This is a genomic window from Streptomyces sp. 1331.2 (assembly GCF_900199205.1).
Taxonomy (GTDB): Bacteria; Actinomycetota; Actinomycetes; order Streptomycetales; family Streptomycetaceae; genus Kitasatospora.
This window is the reverse complement of record NZ_OBMJ01000002.1, coordinates 69505-89083: the sequence shown is the minus strand read 5'-3', so window position 1 is coordinate 89083 and position 19579 is coordinate 69505. Positions and strand designations below refer to the sequence as shown.

The following is a 19579-nucleotide window of genomic DNA, read 5'->3' as shown; positions in this document are numbered from 1 at the left end:
CGACAGAGGCCCAGCAGAAGCCTTGAAGAAAGCCCGACGAAGGACGAAGGCCCTCAGGCCTTGGGAAGCGTTATTCCCAGTTCGAGCATCGCCGGCGAGGCCGGGCCGCCCTCGGAGCGTTCGGTCTTGTAGCCCTTGACGCCCGGGGCGACGGTGCGCGGGTCGACGGCCTCGGAGGGGGCGCCGGTGGAGTAGAGGCCTTCGGGGTCCTGGTCGCGGTCGTGGGGGAGCAGCCAGAAGACGCGGCGGCGGAAGGTGCCGGAGGCGCGGGAGGACTTGGCGTCCGGTCCGAGGATGGCGTAGCCGACCATCCGGCCGTCCCGGTGGTAGGCGGGGCGGCCGCGGCGGGTGGTGAGGCGGTCCAGCGACTGACGGACGTAGTCGAGGTCGGAGGTGTCCTCCAGCCAGACGAGGTCGGTTTCGTGGGCGAGCTCGGCCGGGTCGATCAGCGCGCTCACGCGTTCTGCTCCTCTGTGTCGTCGGTGATCAGGCCGATGCCCGGGTAGTACTTGCGGCTGTTGGACAGGACCATCTCCTTGGGAGACGTCATACCCAGTGTCTCGCGGACTCGTGCGGCGAAGGCACGCCCGGAAACGGGATTGGCTCCCTCGAAGCCGCACCAACGGGTGTAGGCGCCGAAGAGCTGAGACTGTTCGGCACGCATGCCCTCGCCCGTGACGCAGGCCTCCTTGAGGAAGCGACCGACGTGGTCCTCGGTCTCCGCGTAGGCGGTGGTGGCGACCTGGACGCGCTGGGGGCCGGCGAGGTCCTTCTCACCGGCGAAGTAGCGGCGGGCTCCGTCGATGAGCCAGGCGAGGATACCGGGGCCCTCCTCGGCGACGAGGACGTGGGCCAGGTTGTCGATCTTGCGTTCCTCGGGGACGACCCGTTCGAACGGGATCAGGCGCATGCGGCGCCAGAAGGCGAAGCCGCCGGTGCCGACCTCGGGGCGGTGGTTGCCGAGCAGCCAGAGCTTGTGGGTGGGCTCGAAGGAGAAGAAGTCCTGGCGCATCCGGCGGGCCTTGATCTTGTCGCCGCCGGTGAGCAGCTTGACCCGGGCCTCGTCGAAGCGGTCGCCGGGCTTGAGCTCGGAGCAGACGATGATGCGCCGGCCGTGGAGTTCGGCGAGGTCGGTGGGGTGGCCGTCGAAGGTCTTGGCCATGAGGAAGCCGGGCGGGGCCGCGTCGGCGTAGTCGCCCAGGAGCTGGATCATGACGTCGAGGAGGACGGACTTGCCGTTCTTGCCCTGGCCGTAGAGGAAGGGCATGACCTGGGCGCCGACGTCGCCGCTGATCGAGTAGCCGAGCAGCAGGTGGAGGAAGTCGCGGGTCTGTCGGCCTTCCTTGTCGTCGCCGAAGGTGTCGGTGAGGAAGCGGTCCCAGCGGGGGGTGCGCATCCGGGCCGGGGCGAGGGTGGTGGAGCGTGAGTGGTGGTGGACCTTCGGGTCGGGCGGGACGATGGCGCCGGTGCGCAGGTCGACGACGCCGCCGGGGGTGCACAGGGCGTAGGCGTCGGCGTCGAGGAGGGAGGCGTTGAGGACCATGCCGGGGGCGGACTTGGCCTGGGCCAGCATGGCGTTCATGCCGGAGGTGGACAGGGCTCGGCGGCGGTGCCGGCGCAGGTCGGTGTTGGTGTAGACGCCGCGGGGGTCGTGGTTGGCGATGCTCTCGGCCATCTCGCCGGCGGCCCACAGGACCGTGTCGTCCTCGTCGAGCTGCCAGCGGTGGGTGGACCAGCGGTACCAGCCGATGCCGGGGACGTGGCGGTAGTCGCGGCCGTAGAGGTGGACGAAGAGCTTGGCGTTGCCGCGGTCGGAGAGGGAGTCGGGCAGCAGGCCGTGCGGGCTGGCCTGCGGGTCCGCTTCACGGCCTGCCTCACGGCCCGCCCGCGGCTCGGCCGACGTTCGGGAGGAGGCCCGGGCGGGGGCCTTGGCAGGCGCGCTCGGGGGGCTCGGGGGGCTCGGGGGGCTCTGAGGGCTCTGAGGGCTCTGAGGGCTCTGAGGGCTCTGAGGGCTCGATGGGGTTGCCAACACTCCCGGGTCACCGTGGAAGGGCTGCACGGGCGCCTGGGGCGGCGCCTCGGGAGCCTCGGGAGCCTCGGGAGCCTCGGGAGTGTCGGGAGTGTCGGCCTCGGCCCCGGGGTCGAGCAGACTCTCCTGGACGGCGCTGCCGTGCCAGGGGGCCTGGGACGGGCCGGGAACCGGTGGGTACTCCAGGATCTGCTGGGCTGCGGCCACGGGGTCGAAGACCGTCCTCTTGCGGGTGCTGTCGGTCATCCGCGGGCCTTCCCGATGTGCAGGGGCTGCCGGGCGCCGGCGGCGAGGCCGGAACGGATGACGGCGGAGCTGTGTCGGTCCTGGGTGGGGCGGGCGGTGCGGGCGGCGTCGAGGAGGAGCTGTTCGGCGTCGCCGTGGGTCAGGTGTCCGGCGGAGACGAGGCCTCCGACGGTGTACGCGGCACGGTTGAGCTTGCCGGTGAAGCCGGCTCCCTCCGGCGTGGTGGCGCAGTCGGTCACGTCCTGCAGGACGGTGTCGAGGATGCGTTCGGCTCCGCGCTTGCCGCCGCCGGCTGCCACGACGGCCTGCCGGGCACGGTCGGGCACGGGGGGCTGGGCGGTGGGTCGGGTCTCCGGCCTGTCCTTGAGGTGTCCGGTGCGAACGAGTTCCTCGCTGAGCCAGCGGGGGAGCGGGGCGGGCATCCAGGCGCCGGGGAGAGCGGTGTAGGTGCCCGCGCTGGTGGTGGTTCCCGGGGCGACGATGTAGCCGCCGTGGGCACGGACGTCGACCTGCCAGGCGAGGGCCCGACCGGTGGAGGACCCCGTGGAGCAGGTGAAACGGAGGTCGGCGTCGTCGCGGTACCAGACGTGCATGCCACCGGAGGGCGTACGGACGCGAAGCGTGGAGGTGTCCTGGGCCGGGTCGGGGGAGCTGCGGAGAGCAGCCAGCAGGGCGAGCGTGTGGTAGCCGTTCTCCAAGCCGTCGAGATTGACGTGCTCGTGGATCGGGATGCCGGGCAGGAGCCGGTCCCGGGCGGGGACGTCGCCGGGGTGGCTGTCGATGTCGATCACGACCAGGCCTGCCGGACCACAGGCGACGCCCGTACCGAAGTCGGGGTTGACGGTCCACCAGGCATTGATCACGTCCTGGTCGACGGTGGCGGCGTGGAAACCGTGGCACCAGCGACCGACCCGGGTGCACGGGCACTCGGCGGGGGAGTGCGGGGACTCCTGGCAAGCCTGGCAGTTCGCGGGTGGTGTCTTGCGCCCAGGGGCCAGCGGGTGGACCGGCCATCCCTGGGCAGCGCACCAGCGGGCGACGGCCGGCATGTCCGGCTGGCGGCTCGTTCGGTCGCTCCCCACGGCCTGCGGCGCCGTCACGCTCGTCCCTCCCCCTTGGTTCAGTAGCTCGTTCAGTAGCTGCTTCGGCTGTCCCCAGCCGCTTTCGGTCGCTTCAGTCGCTCGGTAGCTGTTCAGTCTTGGGTCGCTCGTTCGGTAGCTGAGCGCAAAAAGCCTGGTCACGGCACTGGTGTGTGCCGGATCAGCGACTGAAGCGACCGAAGTCCAGAAGATAGCTCACACAGACTATCGGAGCGAGGACGTACGGACCGGGAGTGACGAACCTTGCCGCGAAACTCAGCTACCGAACCGCGGGGGAGCTACCGAACCACTTCGGTCGCTGCTTTCGGTCCGGAGACGTTTTCGCAGGTCAAAGCGAGTTTTCCAACCAAACAGCGACTGAAGCGACTGAAGCCCGGGTCTATAACGCGCACACGCACACGGGAATGTCGTCATATACCCGAACTTGAGTCGCTTCGGTCGCTGAGAAGGCCGGTGAAACGCCTCTGACCTGGGGTTTTGTCCAGCGACTGAAGCTCAGCGACCAACAGCGACTGAGTCTCTTGGGCACTGACCCTCGGCGTGTCGCGCGTGTCAGGACTGCCGAGGAACTGCTTCCGTTCCCTGAATCCGGTCGCTTGGGTCGCTTCGGTAGCTCCCATGGCTCCGGTCGCCGCCCGGCTGGGATGGTTTGGTCCGTTATGAACAGGTTCTGGCTGGCGCGCCGCCTGCCGAGGGCCGCTTTTTCGTTCAGGAGTTCCTGCGGTGGGTCGCTTGGGTCGCTTCGATCGCTGGGTCGCTGCCGTGGGGGTACGGCGCCGTCGCCCGGGTAACGCCCTAAACGTGGGGCAGCGACCCAGCGACCGAAGATCCGGGCCAGCCCCTCTCCTGGACCGCGGACCCGGAGCTACCGAAGGACCCGAGCGACCGAAGCGACCCAAGCGACTCTGGGACCGACATGCTGCTGCAACCCTCGGTCGTCCCCGCGAGGTCGTCCGTGTCCTGGCCCGAGGAGGGATCCCGTGCCCCCGGCGAGGTGGGCAGCGACCGACGGCTCCGAGCGCGGATTACCCCGCTGACCAGCGGAGTTGACCTTCCGGGATATCCCGGTTGTTGGCTGTCGTAGGGGGTCTGTAGTCTGACGCGGCCATCAGGCGATCATCGGACTTTAAGACCATGGGGGGTTGGTGTCCCACCGCCGTCTCATCGCGACCGCAGTGTCCGTCGCTGCCGGAATCGCGTTTCTGCCGGGCCAGGCGTTCGCCGCCGGTCCGGCCCAGCCGGATGTACCGCGCGCCGTGGAGGCTCCGACCCTGATCGGGTCCGAGCCGGCCGCGCCCAAGATCTTCACCAGCCCGGCGGAGAAGTCGTACCGGGTGCAGAACCAGGCCGCCCCGCAGGCCGCCACCACCGGCACCGCCGCCCCGAAGAACGCGACGGCCCCGAAGACCGCCGCCGCCCCGTCGGCCGAGGCGGCCCCGCAGCCCACCGGCAAGACGATCTACGCCATCACCGCCTCGACCTGCACCGCCGACACCGGCACCGGTGCGCAGGCCACGCCGTTCTGCAGCCTGCAGCACGCCGTCGACGCGGCCTCGCCCGGTGACACCATCCAGGTGGCGGGCAAGATCGAGGGCGGGAACCCGGCGCGCTCGCCGGAATCGGTGGTCATCCGGACCTCCGGACTCACCATCGTCGGCGGCGACAACATCCCGCAGGTGTCCTCGGTGGGCGACAAGCCCACGCTGACCCTGGACGGCGTCAGCGACGTGACGGTCAGCCACCTCTACCTGGACGCGTACACCGGGTCGGGCACCATCGCGGTCAAGGGCTCCAGCCGGATCACCCTCGACTCCAACCACCTCTGGGCCGGCAACGACAAGAGCATCGGCGTCACCATCGACGGCGCCTCCAGCGATGTCGCGGTGACCCGGACGCACGTCTCCCCGGCCCCGACGGTGTCCAACACGGCCATCACCGTCGCCGCCGGCGCGAAGAACGTCACGCTGGCCGGCAACCTGCTGGCCGCCTCGGGCATCGCCGCCACCGGGGTGCAGGGCCTGAACGTCACCGGCAACACCATCCAGCGCGGCTGCCTCCCGGCGGTCGCCGTGGACGGTGCCGCCACGGCGGTGTCGGTCCAGAACAACCTCCTGGTGGAGTCCACCGACGCGGCCGCCTGCGACTCCGGCGCGCCGGCCGTGACGGTGTCCGCCGAGTCGGCCGCGGGGACCACCTCCGACTACAACGACTTCTACTCCGCCGTCGCCAACGGCGCCGGACCCTACCGCTGGGCCGGCACCGCGTACCCGACGCTCGCCGCGTTCAAGGCCGCCCAGGCGCAGGCGGCCAAGCCCCAGGGAGCCCACGACACGGTGGAGGCGGTGGCGCCGCAGGTCGTCGGCAACGGCTACGACTTCGGCGTGGCGTACGCCCTGCAGCCCGGAGCCACCGCGATCGGCGCGGCCAACCCGAGCGCCCCCGGCGCGCTGACCACCGACTACTTCGGCAGCGGCCCGATGACCGACCGGGGCGCGGTCAAGTTCCAGAGCACCAACCCCGGCTTCGCCATGGCCCTGACGGCGAAGAACACCAGCGCGTACGGCATCTCGCTGGCCGTGGACGTGACCACCAGGCCCGTCGCCCAGGACCTGTACGTCAACTGGGGCGACGGCAGCACCGACATCGTGAACTTCGCCGGCGACAAGCCGGTGCAGTCGACGCTGAACCACGTCTACAAGACGCTGGGCAGCTACACCGTCACCGCCACCGACTACGACCACAGCGGCAACACCGTCCGCAACACGGTCGACGTCACCACCGTCGGCTCGCAGTACACCGCCTACGGGCCCAAGCGGCTGCTGGACACCCGCGACGGCACCGGCGCGGCCCAGGCCGCCCAGGTCCCGGCGTACGGCACCGTGCGGGTGAAGGTCGGCGGCAACGGCGGCATCCCCACCGGCGTCACCGCCGTGGTCCTGAACGTGACCGTCACCAACCCGGTGACGCCGGGCCACATCGACGCCTACCCGGACGGCGGCGCCCAGCCGACCACCTCCAACGTCAACTACCAGGCCGGGCAGACCGTCCCGAACCTGGTGACCGTGCCGGTCGGCGCGAACGGCTACGTCGACCTGTACAACGGCGGCTGGGGCGCGGTCGACGTGATCGCCGACGTCACCGGTTACTTCACCCAGTCCAACGCCGCCGGCTACAACCCGGTCGGGCCGACCCGCCTGGTCGACACCCGTACCGGCATCGGTGCGCCGGCCGGCCAGGTCGGCGCCTACAGCGCCGTCCCGGTGCAGATCGCCAACGCCGCCCCGGGGATTCCCGGCGCCGGCATCTCCGCGGTCGCCCTCAACGTCACCGTGACCAACCCGCGCAGCGACGGCCACCTGACCGTCTACCCGAGCGGCCAGCCGCTGCCCACCGCCTCGAACGTGAACTTCACCGCCGGGCAGACCGTCGCCAACGCGGTCATCGTCCCGGTCGGCGCGGACGGCCGGATCCAGGTGTTCAACGGCGCCTGGGCCGCCGCCGACGTGATCGTCGACGTGGTCGGCTACTACTACGCGGGCTCCGGCGCCGCCTACATGCCGGTCATCCCGGAGCGCCTGGTCGACACCCGCGACGCCAGCTGGGGCGGTTCGCTGCCGGGCCGCAACTACCTGCCCCTGCACATGACGAACCGCACGGACATCCCGGCGTTCGTCTTCAACACCACCGTCACCAACACCGCCGACGCCGGCCACCTGTCGGTCGCCCCGGACCCCAACACCTGGGACGCCTACCAGAACGGCTACGCCCAGCCCGCGGCGGCACCGAACGTCTCCACCCTGAACTGGCGCCGTGGCGACACCGTCCCCAACCTGGCCCAGGCCACCCCGGGCAACGGCATCGTCGACCTCTTCAACGAGAGCGACGGTTCGACCGACCTGATCGTGGACATCTTCGGCTACTACCAGCTCGGCTGACCCCACGTCAGGAAACCTGCTGAACCGAGGTCCCCGGAGCGATCACCGCCCCGGGGACCTCGCCGTTCACCGCACGCACCGCCACGGCGGGCGGCGGCGCTCAGCGCTCAGCACGCAGTGAATTTTCCGCGGAAAATCGGCCGCGTCACCAGCCGAAGGTGTGGCCGTCGCCCTTGCAGCCGGTGCAGACGCCGTCGCCGCCGCAGGTGTCGCACTTGCGGGGGGCGGCGAAGCCGTCGCGTTCGCCGGTTCCGTGGCAGGCGCGGCACTCGCCGTCGCCGTCGCAGGACTTGCACATGGGCATGGGGTGGGTCCTTCCTACCAGTGGGGTGGTTCTGCCGGTCGGGGCCGCCGTCGTCCGTGCGGCGGCGGCCCCGGGGTGTGGGGTCGGGGTCAGGCGCCGGGCGGGCTGACGAAGCCGCTGACGTCCTTGTGGTTGACCACGACCTCGGAGGGCTTGAGGTCTTCGCGGAGCGTGACCTTGTCGCTGTAGTTGCCGTCGACGGTGTCGACGGTGCCGTTCGGGTGGACGGCCACGACGACGCCCACGTGGCCCGGGGTGTGGCCGTCGGGCTCGCCGTAGATCATGAGGTCGCCCGGCTTGGGGGTGTAGCCGCCGAGGCGGTGGAACAGGCCCCGCTCGACGCCCCACTTGCCGATGCCGCGCGCCGCCAGGGTGTCGTCCGGCACGCCCTTGACGCCGGCCTTGTGCCACACCCACTCGGCGAAGGCCGCGCACCAGGACGTCTCCTGGCAGGAGCCGTGGCCGACCTTGGTGTACTCGAAGTACTTGTTGCAGGCGTGGCTGTCCTCGGGCTCGCCGCCCTTGCGGGTGACCTCGCCGCGGGCCACGGAGACGATCTTGTTGCGCAGCGCCGAGGAGGCCTGGGCGGAGGAGGCCGGCGCGACGGCCTCGTCCAGCGGCTGCGCCGCCACCTGCCCGGCGGTGGTGCTGCGGGTGTCCGCGTGGGCACTGGCGCCGGTGGCGCCGGTGGCGGCGGAGGTGAGCGCGGTGGCGGCGAGCAGGGCGGCCACCAGGGTGCGGCGGGAGAGTTTCACGGAAGATCACTCCTTTGTGTTCCAGGTCACCCCGCGGTCGTTCGCTTCGATACAGTCGGCGGGCATGCCAGAGCTGCGGGCGAGCAGGCCGGGGCGGGGCGAAGGCTGGGAGTCGACGGGCCGGATCGGCGCCGTGGTCCCATCGTGCCGAGCGCTGACGGTGCGTCACCAGGGTTGTCGGCAGGGCAAACGTCCCACCGGTCTCCCACCGCCGTCCCACCGCCCGCCCAAGCCTCTGACCTGCGGGAACGGCTGGGCGGTGGGAGAGCGGTGGGAGAAGACGGCGTGCACGACGAGCCGGACGACGCGGGACCGGACGGGGCGGAGGAGTCAGAGGACCCGAGGAGGCTGCTCGTCCGGGCGCTGAACGAGAGGTTCAAGGAGTCCAGCCTGTCGATGGAGCGGGTCGCGGCGAAGCTGAAGGACAGCCTCGGGCGCTCCGGGGTGGAGGGGCTGAGCAAGTCGTCCGTCAGTCGCTATCTGCACCTCGAACGCACCGACCTGCCCGACCTCAGCGTCCTGGCGGAGCTCGCCCGGATCTTCGGCGCGGACGCGGAGGAGCTGGCGCGGTGGCAGGCGTGGCGTCAACAGGCGAAGCTCGCCGCCGAGCGGGCGGTGCAGCAGAGACGCGCCGAGCGGAGGGTGGGCGGGGAGGCTCCGGCTGTGGGGGAGCTGGTCCTGTACGCGCCGGCGGTACGGGCGGGGGCGGAGGCTCCGGAGGTGCAGGCCGGGGCGGACGAGGTGGCCGGGGGGCGTCCACGATCCCGCTGGCGGTACCTTGCGGCCTCGGTGGCCGTGCTCGGGGTGGTGGCGTTGGGCGCGGTGTGGGCGGGCCACCGTATTCCTCCGGCCTCCAACGGTTCTGATGTGGCGTCGGCCCCGGCCGTCGTCCCGCCGCCGCCCGAGCGCACTGCGTCGGCCACCGCGTCGGCCACCGCGTCGGCCACTGCGTCGGCCACTGCGCCGGCCGCCACGGCGACCGCCCCGGCTGCGCGCAGCACCGGCGGCTCGGCGAGCGGGGTGGAGGTGGGCCCGCTGGGGGAGGACAGCCGGTGTTCGGCGCCCATGGCCGGCCCGTCGGGTGTACGGCTGCGGGCGTGCGCGATGGTCGAGCCGCACCGGGTGGTGTTCGCGCTCAAGGTGGACAACCCCACGGCATCGTCCGTGGAAGTCACCGTCAAGGTCGCCGCCTTCTGGACCTCGGCGCACCATGCCTGCGAACCCGGCCCGGCCGTCACCCACACCGTCGTCGCCGCCCGTACGGCGTTCACGACCGATCCGGCGCACTGCGTGACGGCGCGTCAGGAGGTGCCGGTGGCGTACCAGGGCGAGGCGTTCATCGCCGCCGGGGACGGGGAGGAGTGGGTCGGCCACCTGTACTCCCCGCGCGCCAACGTCTACCCGGGCGGGGAGACCCTGTGGAGGTGCGCCGGCGACGTGCCGTGCTGAGCCGCTTCGGGCAAGCGGCCGGGGTCGGCGGCCGCGCACCCTGAGCCACGGCAATGCCGGCCGCTCCGGCATCCGCCCAGTCCGTCCAGTCCGTCCAGTCCGTCCAGTCCGTCCCGTGCGTCGGACGGCGGCACTGCTGTGGCGCGGGCCAGCCGCCTCGCCGACTGTGGGCTGCGGACGGACCACCGTCCCCCGACCTCGCCGGCAAGGAGCCCGCCCATGGCCATCGTCACGACCGACCACCAGGTCCCGCACTTCTCGACCATCCCCGCAACGGCGGGCCAGAAGGTCGAGCTCTTCGTGCGGGAGCACGACGGCACGCCTCCCGGTCCGCCCGCGAACCGCAAGGTCGTCCTCATGCTGCACGGCAGGAGCATTCCGACGCTGGCGGCCTACGACCTGCAGCACACCTCGTACGGGTGGGCCGAAGCGCTCGCCCGGGCCGGGTACGACGTGTTCATGATGGACCTCCAGGGTTCGGGCCGGTCGCCGCGTCCCCGGATGGAGGACCCGTGCAACGTCGGCCCCAACGAGCAGGCTGCGGTCAACCCTCCGCTGTCGGGCCCGCGCACCGCGAGCTACCCCTTCGTGCTCACCAACTCCCAGAGCGACCAGGACGAGCTCGGCACCGTCGTCGACTTCATCCTCACCAACCGCAACGTGTCGACGGTCTCCTTCATCGGCTGGTCGGCGGCCGCGTTCGCGATGGGGCCGTACGCGGTGAAGAACCCGGGGAAGGTGGAGAGCCTGTTCCTGCTCGCCCCGATCTTTCCGCCGGGGGGCCCGTCGAACCCGCCGACCCTGCCGGTGCCGGGCTTCCCCACCCACGTCCTCACCCTGAAGGGCTTCGACCAGGGCTGGATCAACGAGGTGCACTGTCCGGACCAGCGTGAGCCCGGCATCGTCGACGTCGTGTGGAGCGCCCTGATGGACATCGACTCCATCGGTCGCACCTGGGGACCGGTCGACCCGGCCACCGGGAAGCCCGTGGGCGTCAGCCGCTTCCGGAACTTCGTCTCCTGGGGCTGGAACAACACCACGGCGGGGCAGGGTGGCATCCTCGGCGGAAGCGTGCCCGTGCTGATCGTGCACGGCGAGTTCGACAAGACGGCCAACACGACACCGTCCAACCCCAACCCGGCGCTCGACTTCCACGTCCCCGCGCTCTACGACGCCATCACGGGGCCCCACAAGATCCTGGTCACGGCGAAGTGCGCCAGTCACCAGATGCCCTGGGAGGTGCAGCACAAGAACCTGCACAACCTCTCCAAGCACTGGCTCGACCAGGGCAAGGTCGACGGGCAGACGTCGGGCCGTTTCGTGATGGACGAGGACGGCAACATCACCCCGGCGCCGTGACACCGGGCGCCGTGACACCGGGTGCCGTGACACCGGGCGACGGGCCCTTGCGGTGCCGGGCCCTTGCGGCGACGGGCCGCTGCGGTGACGAGCCCTCGCGGTGACGGGCCCTGCCTCGGCCGAGCAGGTCCGTACTAGGGTCGTGGACTGGTGACGGGTTCTGCAGGGAGGGGGCTGGAGCGGATGACGACGATGGCGTTCGGGCTGCTCGGCCCCCTCACGGTCGCCGTTGACGGCGAACCGCAGCCGCTGCCGAGGGCCACCGTGCTGCGCGGGCTGCTCGGGGCGCTGCTGCTGGCGGAGGGGGAGCGGCTGCCGGTCGGGCGGCTGCTGGAGCTGGTGTGGGCGGAGCAGGCGGACCGGATCGGCCGGGGCGCCGTGCACACCGGGATGTCGCGGTTGCGGGCCTGGCTCGGAGGGTTCGGGGATCCGGCGGTGGTGCTGGACTCGGACGCGCAGGGGTACCGGCTGCTGACCGGGCCGGAGGCGGTGGACCTCGGACGGTTCCGCCGGCTCGCCGCCGACGGGGACCGGGCCGCGGCGGTCGCGCTGCGGCGCGGCCCGGTGCTGGCCGGGCTGGAGCGGTTGCACCGCGAGGACCCGCTGGTGACCTCCGTGGAGGGCGCGGTGCGCGGCGCGGCGTTGGCCCTGGCCCGGGACGCCCTGGCGGCCGACGCCCTGTCGGCCGGGGCGTCAGGAGGGACCGGAACGGCCACGGCCACGGCCTCGCGCACGGCTGCCGTTCCCGCGCTGGCGGCGCTCGCCGAGGACCACCCGTACGACGAGCCCGTGCACGCCGCCCTGCTGCAGCTGCTGGCGGCGGACGGCCGGGCGGCCGAGGCGCTGCGCCGCTTCCAGTCGCTGCGTCGCCGGCTCTCCGAGGAGCTCGGGATCGAGCCGGGGGAGCAGGTGCAGAGCGTCTTCCTCTCGCTGCTGGCCCACGACCGCGTCCGCGTCCGCGTACGCGAGGGCGTCCGCGAGGGCGTCCGCGACCGCGAAGGCGTCCGCGCCGACCTCGGGCGGTTCCGGGTACCCTCCCAACTCCCGCCGGACGTGCCGGACTTCACCGGTCGCGACGAGCAGGTACGGCTGGTCCAGGAAGCCCTGACGGCAGGCCGGGTGCCGGTGATCGCCGGCATGGGCGGCATCGGGAAGACGGCGCTGGCCGTCCACACCGCCCACCGCGCCGCCGCCGACTACCCGGACGGCCGGCTGTACGCGGACCTGCGCGGGGTGGACGAGTCGCCCGCCGACCCGGCCCGCGTCCTGGCCGCCTTCCTGCGCGCCCTCGGCGCCGACCCCCGGGAGATCCCGGCCTCCCTGGACGAGCGCACCGCGCTGTACCGCACCCTGCTCGCCGGCCGTCGCACGCTCGTCCTGCTCGACAACGCCGCCGACGAACAGCAGCTCGGCCCGCTGCTCCCGGGCACTCCCTCCGACGGGGACCGCCGCCCCGCCGTCCTCGTCACCAGCCGCACCCCGCTCACCGCCCTGCCCGGCACCGCCCTCGTCGACCTGCACGAACTCGGCGCCGCCGACGCCCGCACCCTGCTGCGCCGCATCCTCGGCGAGCACCGCGTCGCCGCCGAACCCATCGCCGCCGCCCGGATCGTGGAGCTGTGCGGCGGCATGCCGCTGGCCGTGCGCATCGCCGGGGCCCGCCTGGCCGCCCGGCCGCGCTGGACGCTGGCCCGGCTCGCGCACCTGCTGCACGACGAACGGCGGCGCCTCGACGAACTGGCAGCCGGGAACCTGGCCGTACGGGCCGGCTTCGCCGTCGGCTACAACCGGCTGTCCGAGCCGACCCGCCGCACGTTCCGGCTGCTCGGCCTGCTCGACGCACCCGACTTCGCGCCGTGGGCCGCGGCGGCGATCGCCGACATCCCCCTGCAACAGGCCGAACGCCAACTGGAGGAACTGCTCGACGCCCAACTCCTCCAGGAGACCGGCACCGAGCCGCACCTGCGCTACCGCTTCCACGACCTCGTCCGGCTGTACGCGCGCGAGCACGCCGAGGCCGCCGACGAACCGGCCGTACGCACCGCAGCCCTCGAACGGGCCTTCGGCGCCTGGCTCCGGCTGGCCGAGCAGGCGGCCGACCAGGTGCCCGGCCCCTGCTTCGCGCCGATCCACGGCGACGCACCGCGCCACCCGCTGCCGTCCGCCGTCACGGCGGCGCTGCTGGACGACCCGATGGCCTGGTTCGACGCCGAGCAGCCGGCCCTGAACGCGAGCGCCCGACAGGCCGCCGCGCTGCGCATGGTGCCCCTGGCCTGGGAACTCGCCGCCGCCCAGGAGAAGTACTGCGACGCGCGCGGCCTGTACGACGACTGGCGCACCACGCACCTGACCGTCCTCCAGGCCTGCCGGGCGGCCGGCGACGCGCTGGGTGCGGCCGTCCTCACCCGCGGCCTCATCGAGGTGACGACCTGGACCACGCCGGTCGATGACCTCCATGAGAACGTCGACGACCTCCGGGAGAAGCGCGAGTCCCATCAGACCGCAGACCCGGTGGACGGCAGCCAGACGATGGTCGCCCTGGAGGGCCGCGCGCGGCACCTGCAACGCCAGTTCGAGCAGGTACGGGAACCGCGCGGCACCGCCGACGCCCTCGTCCTGACCGCCTGGAGCCTGGTCGCCCAGGGCCGGGAGCAGGAAGCGCTGGACGCGGCGCACCGCGCCCTGGACCTCGCCACCGTCCACGACCACCCGGGCGGCCAGGCCCGGGCGCACCAGATCATCGCCGTCGCCTACGGCGAGACCGACCTCGACCGCACCATCGAGCACCTGAGCGAGACCCTGCGGCTGGCCCGGCTCATCGGCAACACCCGCTTCGAGGCGACCGCGATCCAGTTCCTGGGCGCCGCCCACGGCCGGGCCGGCCAGCCGCAGCGGGCGGACGAACTGCTCACCCGCTCCCTCGCCATGGCCCGCTGCCTCGACGACCGCTACGTGGAAGCGTTCTCGCTGCTCTACCTGGCCACCCTGTACGCGGCCACCGGGGACGGCCGCGCCCGCGAGACGGCCGAGGCCGCGCTCGCCATCGCCCGGCGCTTCGACCTCGGCCACCACCTCGCCCAGGCCCTCGGCATCCTCGGCGAGCTGGACCTGGCGGCGGGCGACCACGCCTCGGCCCTCGCCCACCTGGAGGAGTCCGTCCTGGTGTGGCGCGCGCGTGGGTGGCGCTCCTTCCTCGCCGGGGCGCTGCGTGCGCTCGGCCGGGCGTACGAGGCCGCCGGCCTGCCGGAGTCGGCGGCGCGCGTCCTCGCGGAGGCGGGCGAGCTGGGCGACAGCGCCGTCAGCGGGCCGGGCTCCGGTTCAGGTTCCGGCTCAGGCACCGGTACCGGTGATGCGCCGCCGTACGGCAGCTGACGGTGGCACCCCCACCCCTGATACGAGCCTAACCGCCCACCGCCCGTTCGGTAAGAGTTCGGTAAGCGATCGGTAAGACGCCCCTGCCTAGGCTCGCCCCCACGGCACAGGACAGGCGCACCCGACCCCCTAGCCGGTCGACCCGCGCCCCGTCCACACCCGCCCCACCCGGGGGCTACCGGTCGGGTCCGCGCAGGGGACGGACCCGGCCGGAGCTGTGGGGGAATTCCGGGTGAGTCCGGCCCAACCCGGCCAAGCGCGGGAGTTCATCGCCCAGCAGGCCGGTGGAGTGGTCTACAAGCCGCTGTGGAACACCCCGTACGAGGTGGACGGCCAGGCGCAACAGGTGTGGGGGCGGGAGGTGCGGGCGGATGAGGGCCCGAAGCGTGAACCGGCCCGCCACCCGACCATCGGCGGTAACCAGATGAGCCGGCCAGAAGCAGGTGAGCCTGGCACGGCCCACCGGGTCTACGCCGGCCGCGCCGGCCGCATCACGGCCGTTCACAGGCCGTGAGCTCGTTCGGGGCTGGTGACACGGTCGTCAACGGCACCCGCTGTGCCCGGCTGCTACCGCGGGCCCGGGTCGCCACCGCTGGTGGGCGGTTCGGGCAGCCAGTCGCGGGTCGGGTCGTACTCCAGCCAGCGGCTTCGCCCCGCTTCCTCGGCGCAGGCGGCGGCGAGGTCGGTCAGCCCCGGGTGCCCGTTCCCGGAGCGCCACAGCAGTGACCAGGCGTACAGCGGCGTGGGTTCGACCAGGGGGACGGAGCGCAGTCCGGGGACCGGCGGCAGTGGCACGTCGGCCGGCACCAGGGAGAAGCGTCGCGGCTCCTCCGCCACCTCGGCGAGGAAGTGGGAGAGCCCCAGGTTGACGCCGGTGGCCCGGTTGCGGATGCCGAAGCGGTCGGCGAACCGGTGGAGGAAGTCGAGCCGGTCCAGCGGACCGGGCGCCCAGAGCACGCTGTCGCACAACTGGTCCGGCCGCAGGGCCGGTTCGGCGGCGAGCGGGTGGTCCGCACTCAGGACGACGTCCACCGGTTCGAGGCGGACCAGGCGGTGGGTCAGCCCGGCGGGCAGCGGAGGGTGGACCCGGCCGAAGGCCGCGTCGATGTCGCCACGCAGCAGTGCCGTCGTCACCGACGGCAGATCGCGCCCGTGGCCCAGCACCAACTCGCCTGCTCGTCCCGCGACTTGGGCCAGCGTCCGCATCGGCGCATAGAGGTGCCCCCAGACGTCCGCGCGTAGCGGGCGCCGCTGCCCGGACATCGCCGCCACTGCCGCGACCGCCGCGTCGGCGGCGGCCACGGTCTGCCGGGCCGGCGGGAGGAAGCGCTGCCCGGCCTCGGTGAGGTGCACCCCGGTGCGGCTGCCGCTGTCGCCGTTCCCGCCGCTGCTGCCGTTCCCGCTGCTGCCGCCGTTGCCTTTGCCACCGCTGCCTTTGCCGCCGCTGCCGCGGTGGAACAGCTCGGTGCCGAGCAGGGACTCCAGTCGGGCGATCCGCTTGGACAGCGCCTGCTGGGTGATGCCGAGGGTGTCCGCCGCTCGCCCGAAGTGCAGCTCCTCGGCAGTGCGCACGAAGGCACGTACCTGCGCCACGTCGAGATCCATGGCCGCCACCATAGTTGACAACCGATGGTTGTCGGTCTTGCTCGTCCGTTGTTGGATCACCTGGGCAGCCGCGGAGTTGCATGCTCCCCATGCAAAGACTGATTCCCACGGGGGACGCCGCCCGCCCGGTCGCCTTCGTCGAGGCCCCCCAGCCCGTGCCGGAGCCCGGCGAGGCACTGGTCAAGGTCGAGGCCTTCGCCCCGAACCGGGGCGAAACGTTCCTGCTCGAAACCCCCGGCCGGGGCTGCTGCCCGGCAAGGACATCGCGGGCCTCGTCGTCCAGGCGGCAGCCGACGGAACCGGCCCGGGCATCGGCACCCGCGTGGTCGGGCATCCGGCGCTGGGCGGCTGGGCCGAGTACGCGGCCGTGCCCACGCACTCGCTCGCGGTGCTCCCGGACAGCGTCGACACCGTACGGGCCGCGTCCCTGCCGCTGGCCGGGATCACCGCCCTGCGGCTGCTGCGCACGGCCGGTTCCCTGGCCGGGCGACGGGTGCTGCTGACCGGGGCCTCGGGCGGTGTCGGCCACTTCGTCACCGAGCTGGCCGTGGGCGCCGGCGCCGAACTGACCGCGGTCACGGCCACGGCGGCGCGCGGCGTCCGGCTCGCGGAGCTGGGCGCGACGGTGGTGCACGAGGTCGCGGCGGCCGAGGGGCCGTTCGACGTCGTGCTGGAGTCCACGGGTGGGCCGAACCTGCCGGTCGCCCTGGCGAAGCTGCGCCCGGGCGGCCTGCTCGTCTGGTTCGGACAGGCCAGCCGCACCCCGGTGTCCCTCGACTTCTTCGACATCCTCGGCGGGCCCGAGCGCGCCACGATCCAGCACTTCCACTACGCCGGCGCCCCGTACGGCTCCGACCTCGCGGCCCTGGTGAGCCTCGTGGAACAGGGCCGGCTCCACCCGGAGATCGGCCGCACCACCCACTGGGCGGAGACCGCCGACACCCTGGTCGACCTGCGGGAGCGCCGGATCCGCGGCAAGGCCGTCCTGCTGACGGGAGAAGCGCGTTGACCACCACCGAGTTCCCTGCTGCTGACTTCGCCGCAGCCCAGTGGACCCGCGCCACCGGCGCCGGCGTGGACCCGCACGAGTACCGGCGCGTCACCGACGGCCTCGCGAGCGTCGCCGACTGGGGCCGTCCCTCCACCGCACCGCACAGGACCACCTCCGGCGCGCGGAGGACGCGGGGTCACCCCGCTCGGCCCTCACCCTGCTGGAGCCCGGTGCGCGGCGGGTGAGCGGCGAGGGCTTCACCGGCCGGCTGCGCGGCCCCGCCGACGCGCCGGCGACCGTGGTCGTCGTCCCCGGCCTGGACTCGGCCAAGGAGGAGTTCCTCGACCTGGCGTCCGCACTGCTGGCCAGGGGGGGCTGGCGGTGTTCGCGATGGACGGCCCCGGGCAGGGCGTGCTCGCGGCCACCTCGACCTTCGTGCCGGACTACGAGCGCGTCGTGGGACGGGTCGTCGACGCCCTCGGCGTCGCCCGCATCGGGCTCGTCGGCATGAGCCTGGGCGGCTACTTCGCGGCCAGGGCCGCGGCGCTGGAGCCGCGCGTGGCGGCGGCCGCCACCGTCAGCGGGCCCTTCCGCCTCGACTGGGAGCAACTGCCCCCGCCGGTACGCGACATCATGGCCCGCCGCACCGGAGGAACCGACGCCGCCCGCGCGTTCGCCCCGCCTCGTTGTGCTGTCGTGCCGCGGCAGGTTCAAGCCGCCAGCGCCGCCTGGTCGTCGCACCTGACGACGCCCCGTCGGCTGCCGGCGTGGAGGCCCTGCGCCCGCTCGTGCCCGTTCGTGTCCGCTCGTGCGCCGGGTGCGGGCCTGCGGTTGCTGCTTTGCCGCTCCTTGGGATTCGCCCCCGACGTCTTGACGAACTCATGACACTGACGGACCATCATGCTGGCGCGCGCCTCACCTCCTCCACTGCTCCGCCCCCACGGACCCCCACAGGAGGACAGTCATGCGACTGCCCCGCCGAGGGAAGCCCGCTGCGGCCACGGCCGTCCTGCTGGCTCTCGCCCTCGCCACGCCGATCACCGCCCGGGCCGCCTCCCCTGACCGTCAGTCGGCGCCTGCCCCCGCATCCGCCGCCGCATCCGCCGCCGACAGTGCGCAGCAGTACCGGCTCGACGGCCCCCGTACCGTTGCCGAGCGCACCGCCGTCGCCGCCACCGGCGCCTCCGTCGACGCCGTGCTGCCCGACGCGGTGGTGGTCACCGCCACCCCCGCCGAGGCCGCCCGGCTGCGGGCGCTCGGCTGGTCGCCGGTCGCGCTGCCCGGGCCGACGTACGGTGCCCAGGCCGGCGAACAGGCCGGCGAACCGGCGGACGCCCAGGGCGTCGGAGCGGCGGTGGACGACTTCCCGCAGGCCGACTCCGGCTACCACAACTACGCCGAGGCCAGCGCCGACATCGACGCCGTGGTCGCCGCGCATCCGGACATCATGAGCAAGCGCGTCATCGGCACCTCCTACGAGGGCCGGCCGATCGTCGCCGTGAAGATCAGCGACAACGTCAACACGGACGAGGACGAGCCGGAGGTGCTGTTCACCGCCCACCAGCACGCCCGGGAGCACCTCACCGTCGAGATGGCGCTCTACCTGCTGCACGAGTTCGGCGACAAGTACGCCACCGACTCCCGCATCGCCAACGCCGTCAACAGCCGCGAGATCTGGGTGATCCCCGACCTCAACCCGGACGGCGGCGAGTACGACATCGCCACCGGCCGCTACCGCAGCTGGCGCAAGGACCGCCAGCCGAACCCCGGCAGCAGGAACGTCGGCACCGACCTCAACCGCAACTGGAACTACAAGTGGGGCTGCTGCGGCGGCTCCTCCGGTTCCACCTCCAGCGAGACCTACCGGGGCAGCGCCCCGGAGTCCGCCAAGGAGACCAAGGTCGTCGCCGACTTCGTCCGCAGCCGGGTCGTCGGCGGCAAGCAGCAGATCACCGCCGCCATCGACTTCCACACCTACAGCGAACTGGTGCTCTGGCCGTTCGGCTGGACCACCGCCGAGACCGCCCCCGGCATGACCGCCGACGAGTACAACACCTTCGCCACCCTCGGCCGCAGCATGGCCGCCACCAACGGCTACACCCCCGAGCAGTCCAGCGAGCTCTACATCACCGACGGCGCGATCGACGACTGGCTGTGGGGCTCCCAGCGCGTCTTCGCCTACACCTTCGAGATGTACCCCGGCCCGAACGGCAGTGACGGCTTCTACCCGCCCGACGAGGTGATCGGCCGCGAGACCAGCCGCAACCGCGAAGCGGTGCTGCGCCTGGTGGAGACGGCCGACTGCGTCTACCGGGCGATCGGCAAGCAGCAGCAGTACTGCGGCATTCCGGCCTGACCACGTCCCCGTCAGGCCGGTTCGAGCAGGCCGGTTCGAGCAGGCTGGTTCGTCGACCCTTCACGGCCTCGGTCTCCC

At 72.7% G+C, this 19579-nt stretch carries 12 protein-coding genes and 2 pseudogenes; 8 read left to right on the top strand and 6 right to left on the bottom strand.

The window, feature by feature from the left end; translation table 11 throughout:
* Positions 1–53: 53 nt before the first annotated feature.
* From CRP52_RS33445 to CRP52_RS33435, 3 genes are read right to left on the bottom strand one after another with little or no spacing between them, the layout of a single operon-like run.
* Positions 54–458, bottom strand: coding sequence for a DUF6009 family protein (locus tag CRP52_RS33445; RefSeq protein WP_097240598.1), 405 nt, complete (start codon positions 456–458; stop codon positions 54–56).
* Positions 455–2275: a DNA primase family protein gene (locus tag CRP52_RS33440; protein WP_097240597.1), complete on the bottom strand. Its 1821-nt coding sequence runs from the start codon at positions 2273–2275 to the stop codon at positions 455–457. Before CRP52_RS33440 ends, CRP52_RS33445 begins: the two co-directional genes overlap by 4 nt.
* Positions 2272–3375, bottom strand: a complete 1104-nt coding sequence (locus CRP52_RS33435) for a bifunctional DNA primase/polymerase (protein ID WP_306458929.1) — start codon at positions 3373–3375, stop codon at positions 2272–2274. The genes CRP52_RS33440 and CRP52_RS33435 overlap by 4 nt, the downstream gene beginning before the upstream one ends.
* A 1256-nt stretch (positions 3376–4631) precedes the next feature.
* Here CRP52_RS33435 and CRP52_RS33430 point away from each other — a divergent pair.
* A complete protein-coding gene (locus tag CRP52_RS33430) occupies positions 4632–7310 on the top strand; it encodes a hypothetical protein (RefSeq protein ID WP_097240595.1) in 2679 nt (892 codons plus the stop codon).
* A gap of 145 nt (positions 7311–7455) precedes the next feature.
* On the opposite strand, the gene CRP52_RS38685 is transcribed toward CRP52_RS33430, so the two are convergent.
* A complete protein-coding gene (locus CRP52_RS38685) occupies positions 7456–7614 on the bottom strand; it encodes a hypothetical protein (RefSeq protein WP_179853105.1) in 159 nt (52 codons plus the stop codon).
* Positions 7615–7703: 89 nt separating this feature from the next.
* Entirely contained in the window at positions 7704–8369 is a 666-nt protein-coding gene (locus CRP52_RS33425) for a CHAP domain-containing protein (protein ID WP_097240594.1), read from the bottom strand.
* 285 nt (positions 8370–8654) lie between these two features.
* On the opposite strand from CRP52_RS33425, the gene CRP52_RS33420 reads away from it, so the two are divergent.
* The 4 genes from CRP52_RS33420 to CRP52_RS33405 all read left to right on the top strand — a co-directional run bounded on the left by CRP52_RS33420 (position 8655) and on the right by CRP52_RS33405 (position 15063).
* Positions 8655–9818, top strand: a complete 1164-nt coding sequence (locus tag CRP52_RS33420) for a helix-turn-helix domain-containing protein (protein WP_097240593.1) — start codon at positions 8655–8657, stop codon at positions 9816–9818.
* Positions 9819–10037: 219 nt separating this feature from the next.
* Complete coding sequence (locus CRP52_RS33415; protein ID WP_179853104.1) at positions 10038–11177, top strand: alpha/beta fold hydrolase; 1140 nt, start codon at positions 10038–10040, stop codon at positions 11175–11177.
* A 183-nt stretch (positions 11178–11360) separates the two neighbouring features.
* Entirely contained in the window at positions 11361–14549 is a 3189-nt protein-coding gene (locus CRP52_RS33410; RefSeq protein WP_097240592.1) for an AfsR/SARP family transcriptional regulator, read from the top strand.
* A 232-nt stretch (positions 14550–14781) separates the two neighbouring features.
* Positions 14782–15063 (top strand): hypothetical protein, encoded by a 282-nt coding sequence (locus tag CRP52_RS33405; protein WP_097240591.1) that lies wholly within the window; start codon positions 14782–14784, stop codon positions 15061–15063.
* Positions 15064–15116: 53 nt separating this feature from the next.
* Here CRP52_RS33405 and CRP52_RS33400 read toward each other — a convergent pair whose 3' ends face one another.
* Positions 15117–16154 carry a LysR family transcriptional regulator gene (locus CRP52_RS33400; RefSeq protein WP_097240870.1) on the bottom strand — a complete coding sequence of 346 codons (1038 nt, stop codon included), beginning with the start codon at positions 16152–16154 and terminating at the stop codon, positions 15117–15119.
* An 89-nt stretch (positions 16155–16243) separates the two neighbouring features.
* On the opposite strand from CRP52_RS33400, the pseudogene CRP52_RS33395 reads away from it, so the two are divergent.
* The 3 genes and pseudogenes from CRP52_RS33395 (at position 16244) to CRP52_RS33385 (ending at position 19501) form a co-directional block, all read left to right on the top strand.
* Positions 16244–17163: pseudogene (locus tag CRP52_RS33395) on the top strand (zinc-binding dehydrogenase).
* Positions 17160–17823: pseudogene (locus CRP52_RS40950) on the top strand (alpha/beta hydrolase); the annotation flags it as partial. The pseudogenes CRP52_RS33395 and CRP52_RS40950, both read left to right, overlap by 4 nt.
* Positions 17824–18109: 286 nt before the next feature.
* On the top strand, positions 18110–19501 hold the full coding sequence (locus tag CRP52_RS33385) for a M14 family metallopeptidase (RefSeq protein ID WP_097240590.1): 1392 nt from the start codon (positions 18110–18112) through the stop codon (positions 19499–19501).
* Positions 19502–19579 lie beyond the last annotated feature (78 nt).

Excerpts from the sequence above, each read along its gene's own strand:
- CRP52_RS33440 (WP_097240597.1), bottom strand. The coding sequence starts at position 2,275 with ATGACCGACAGCACCCGCAAGAGGACGGTCTTCGACCCCGTGGCCGCA.
- CRP52_RS38685 (WP_179853105.1), bottom strand. The coding sequence starts at position 7,614 with ATGCCCATGTGCAAGTCCTGCGACGGCGACGGCGAGTGCCGCGCCTGC.
- CRP52_RS33415 (WP_179853104.1), top strand. The coding sequence starts at position 10,038 with ATGGCCATCGTCACGACCGACCACCAGGTCCCGCACTTCTCGACCATC.
- CRP52_RS33410 (WP_097240592.1), top strand. The coding sequence starts at position 11,361 with ATGACGACGATGGCGTTCGGGCTGCTCGGCCCCCTCACGGTCGCCGTT.
- CRP52_RS33400 (WP_097240870.1), bottom strand. The coding sequence starts at position 16,154 with ATGGATCTCGACGTGGCGCAGGTACGTGCCTTCGTGCGCACTGCCGAG.
- CRP52_RS33385 (WP_097240590.1), top strand. The coding sequence starts at position 18,110 with ATGCGACTGCCCCGCCGAGGGAAGCCCGCTGCGGCCACGGCCGTCCTG.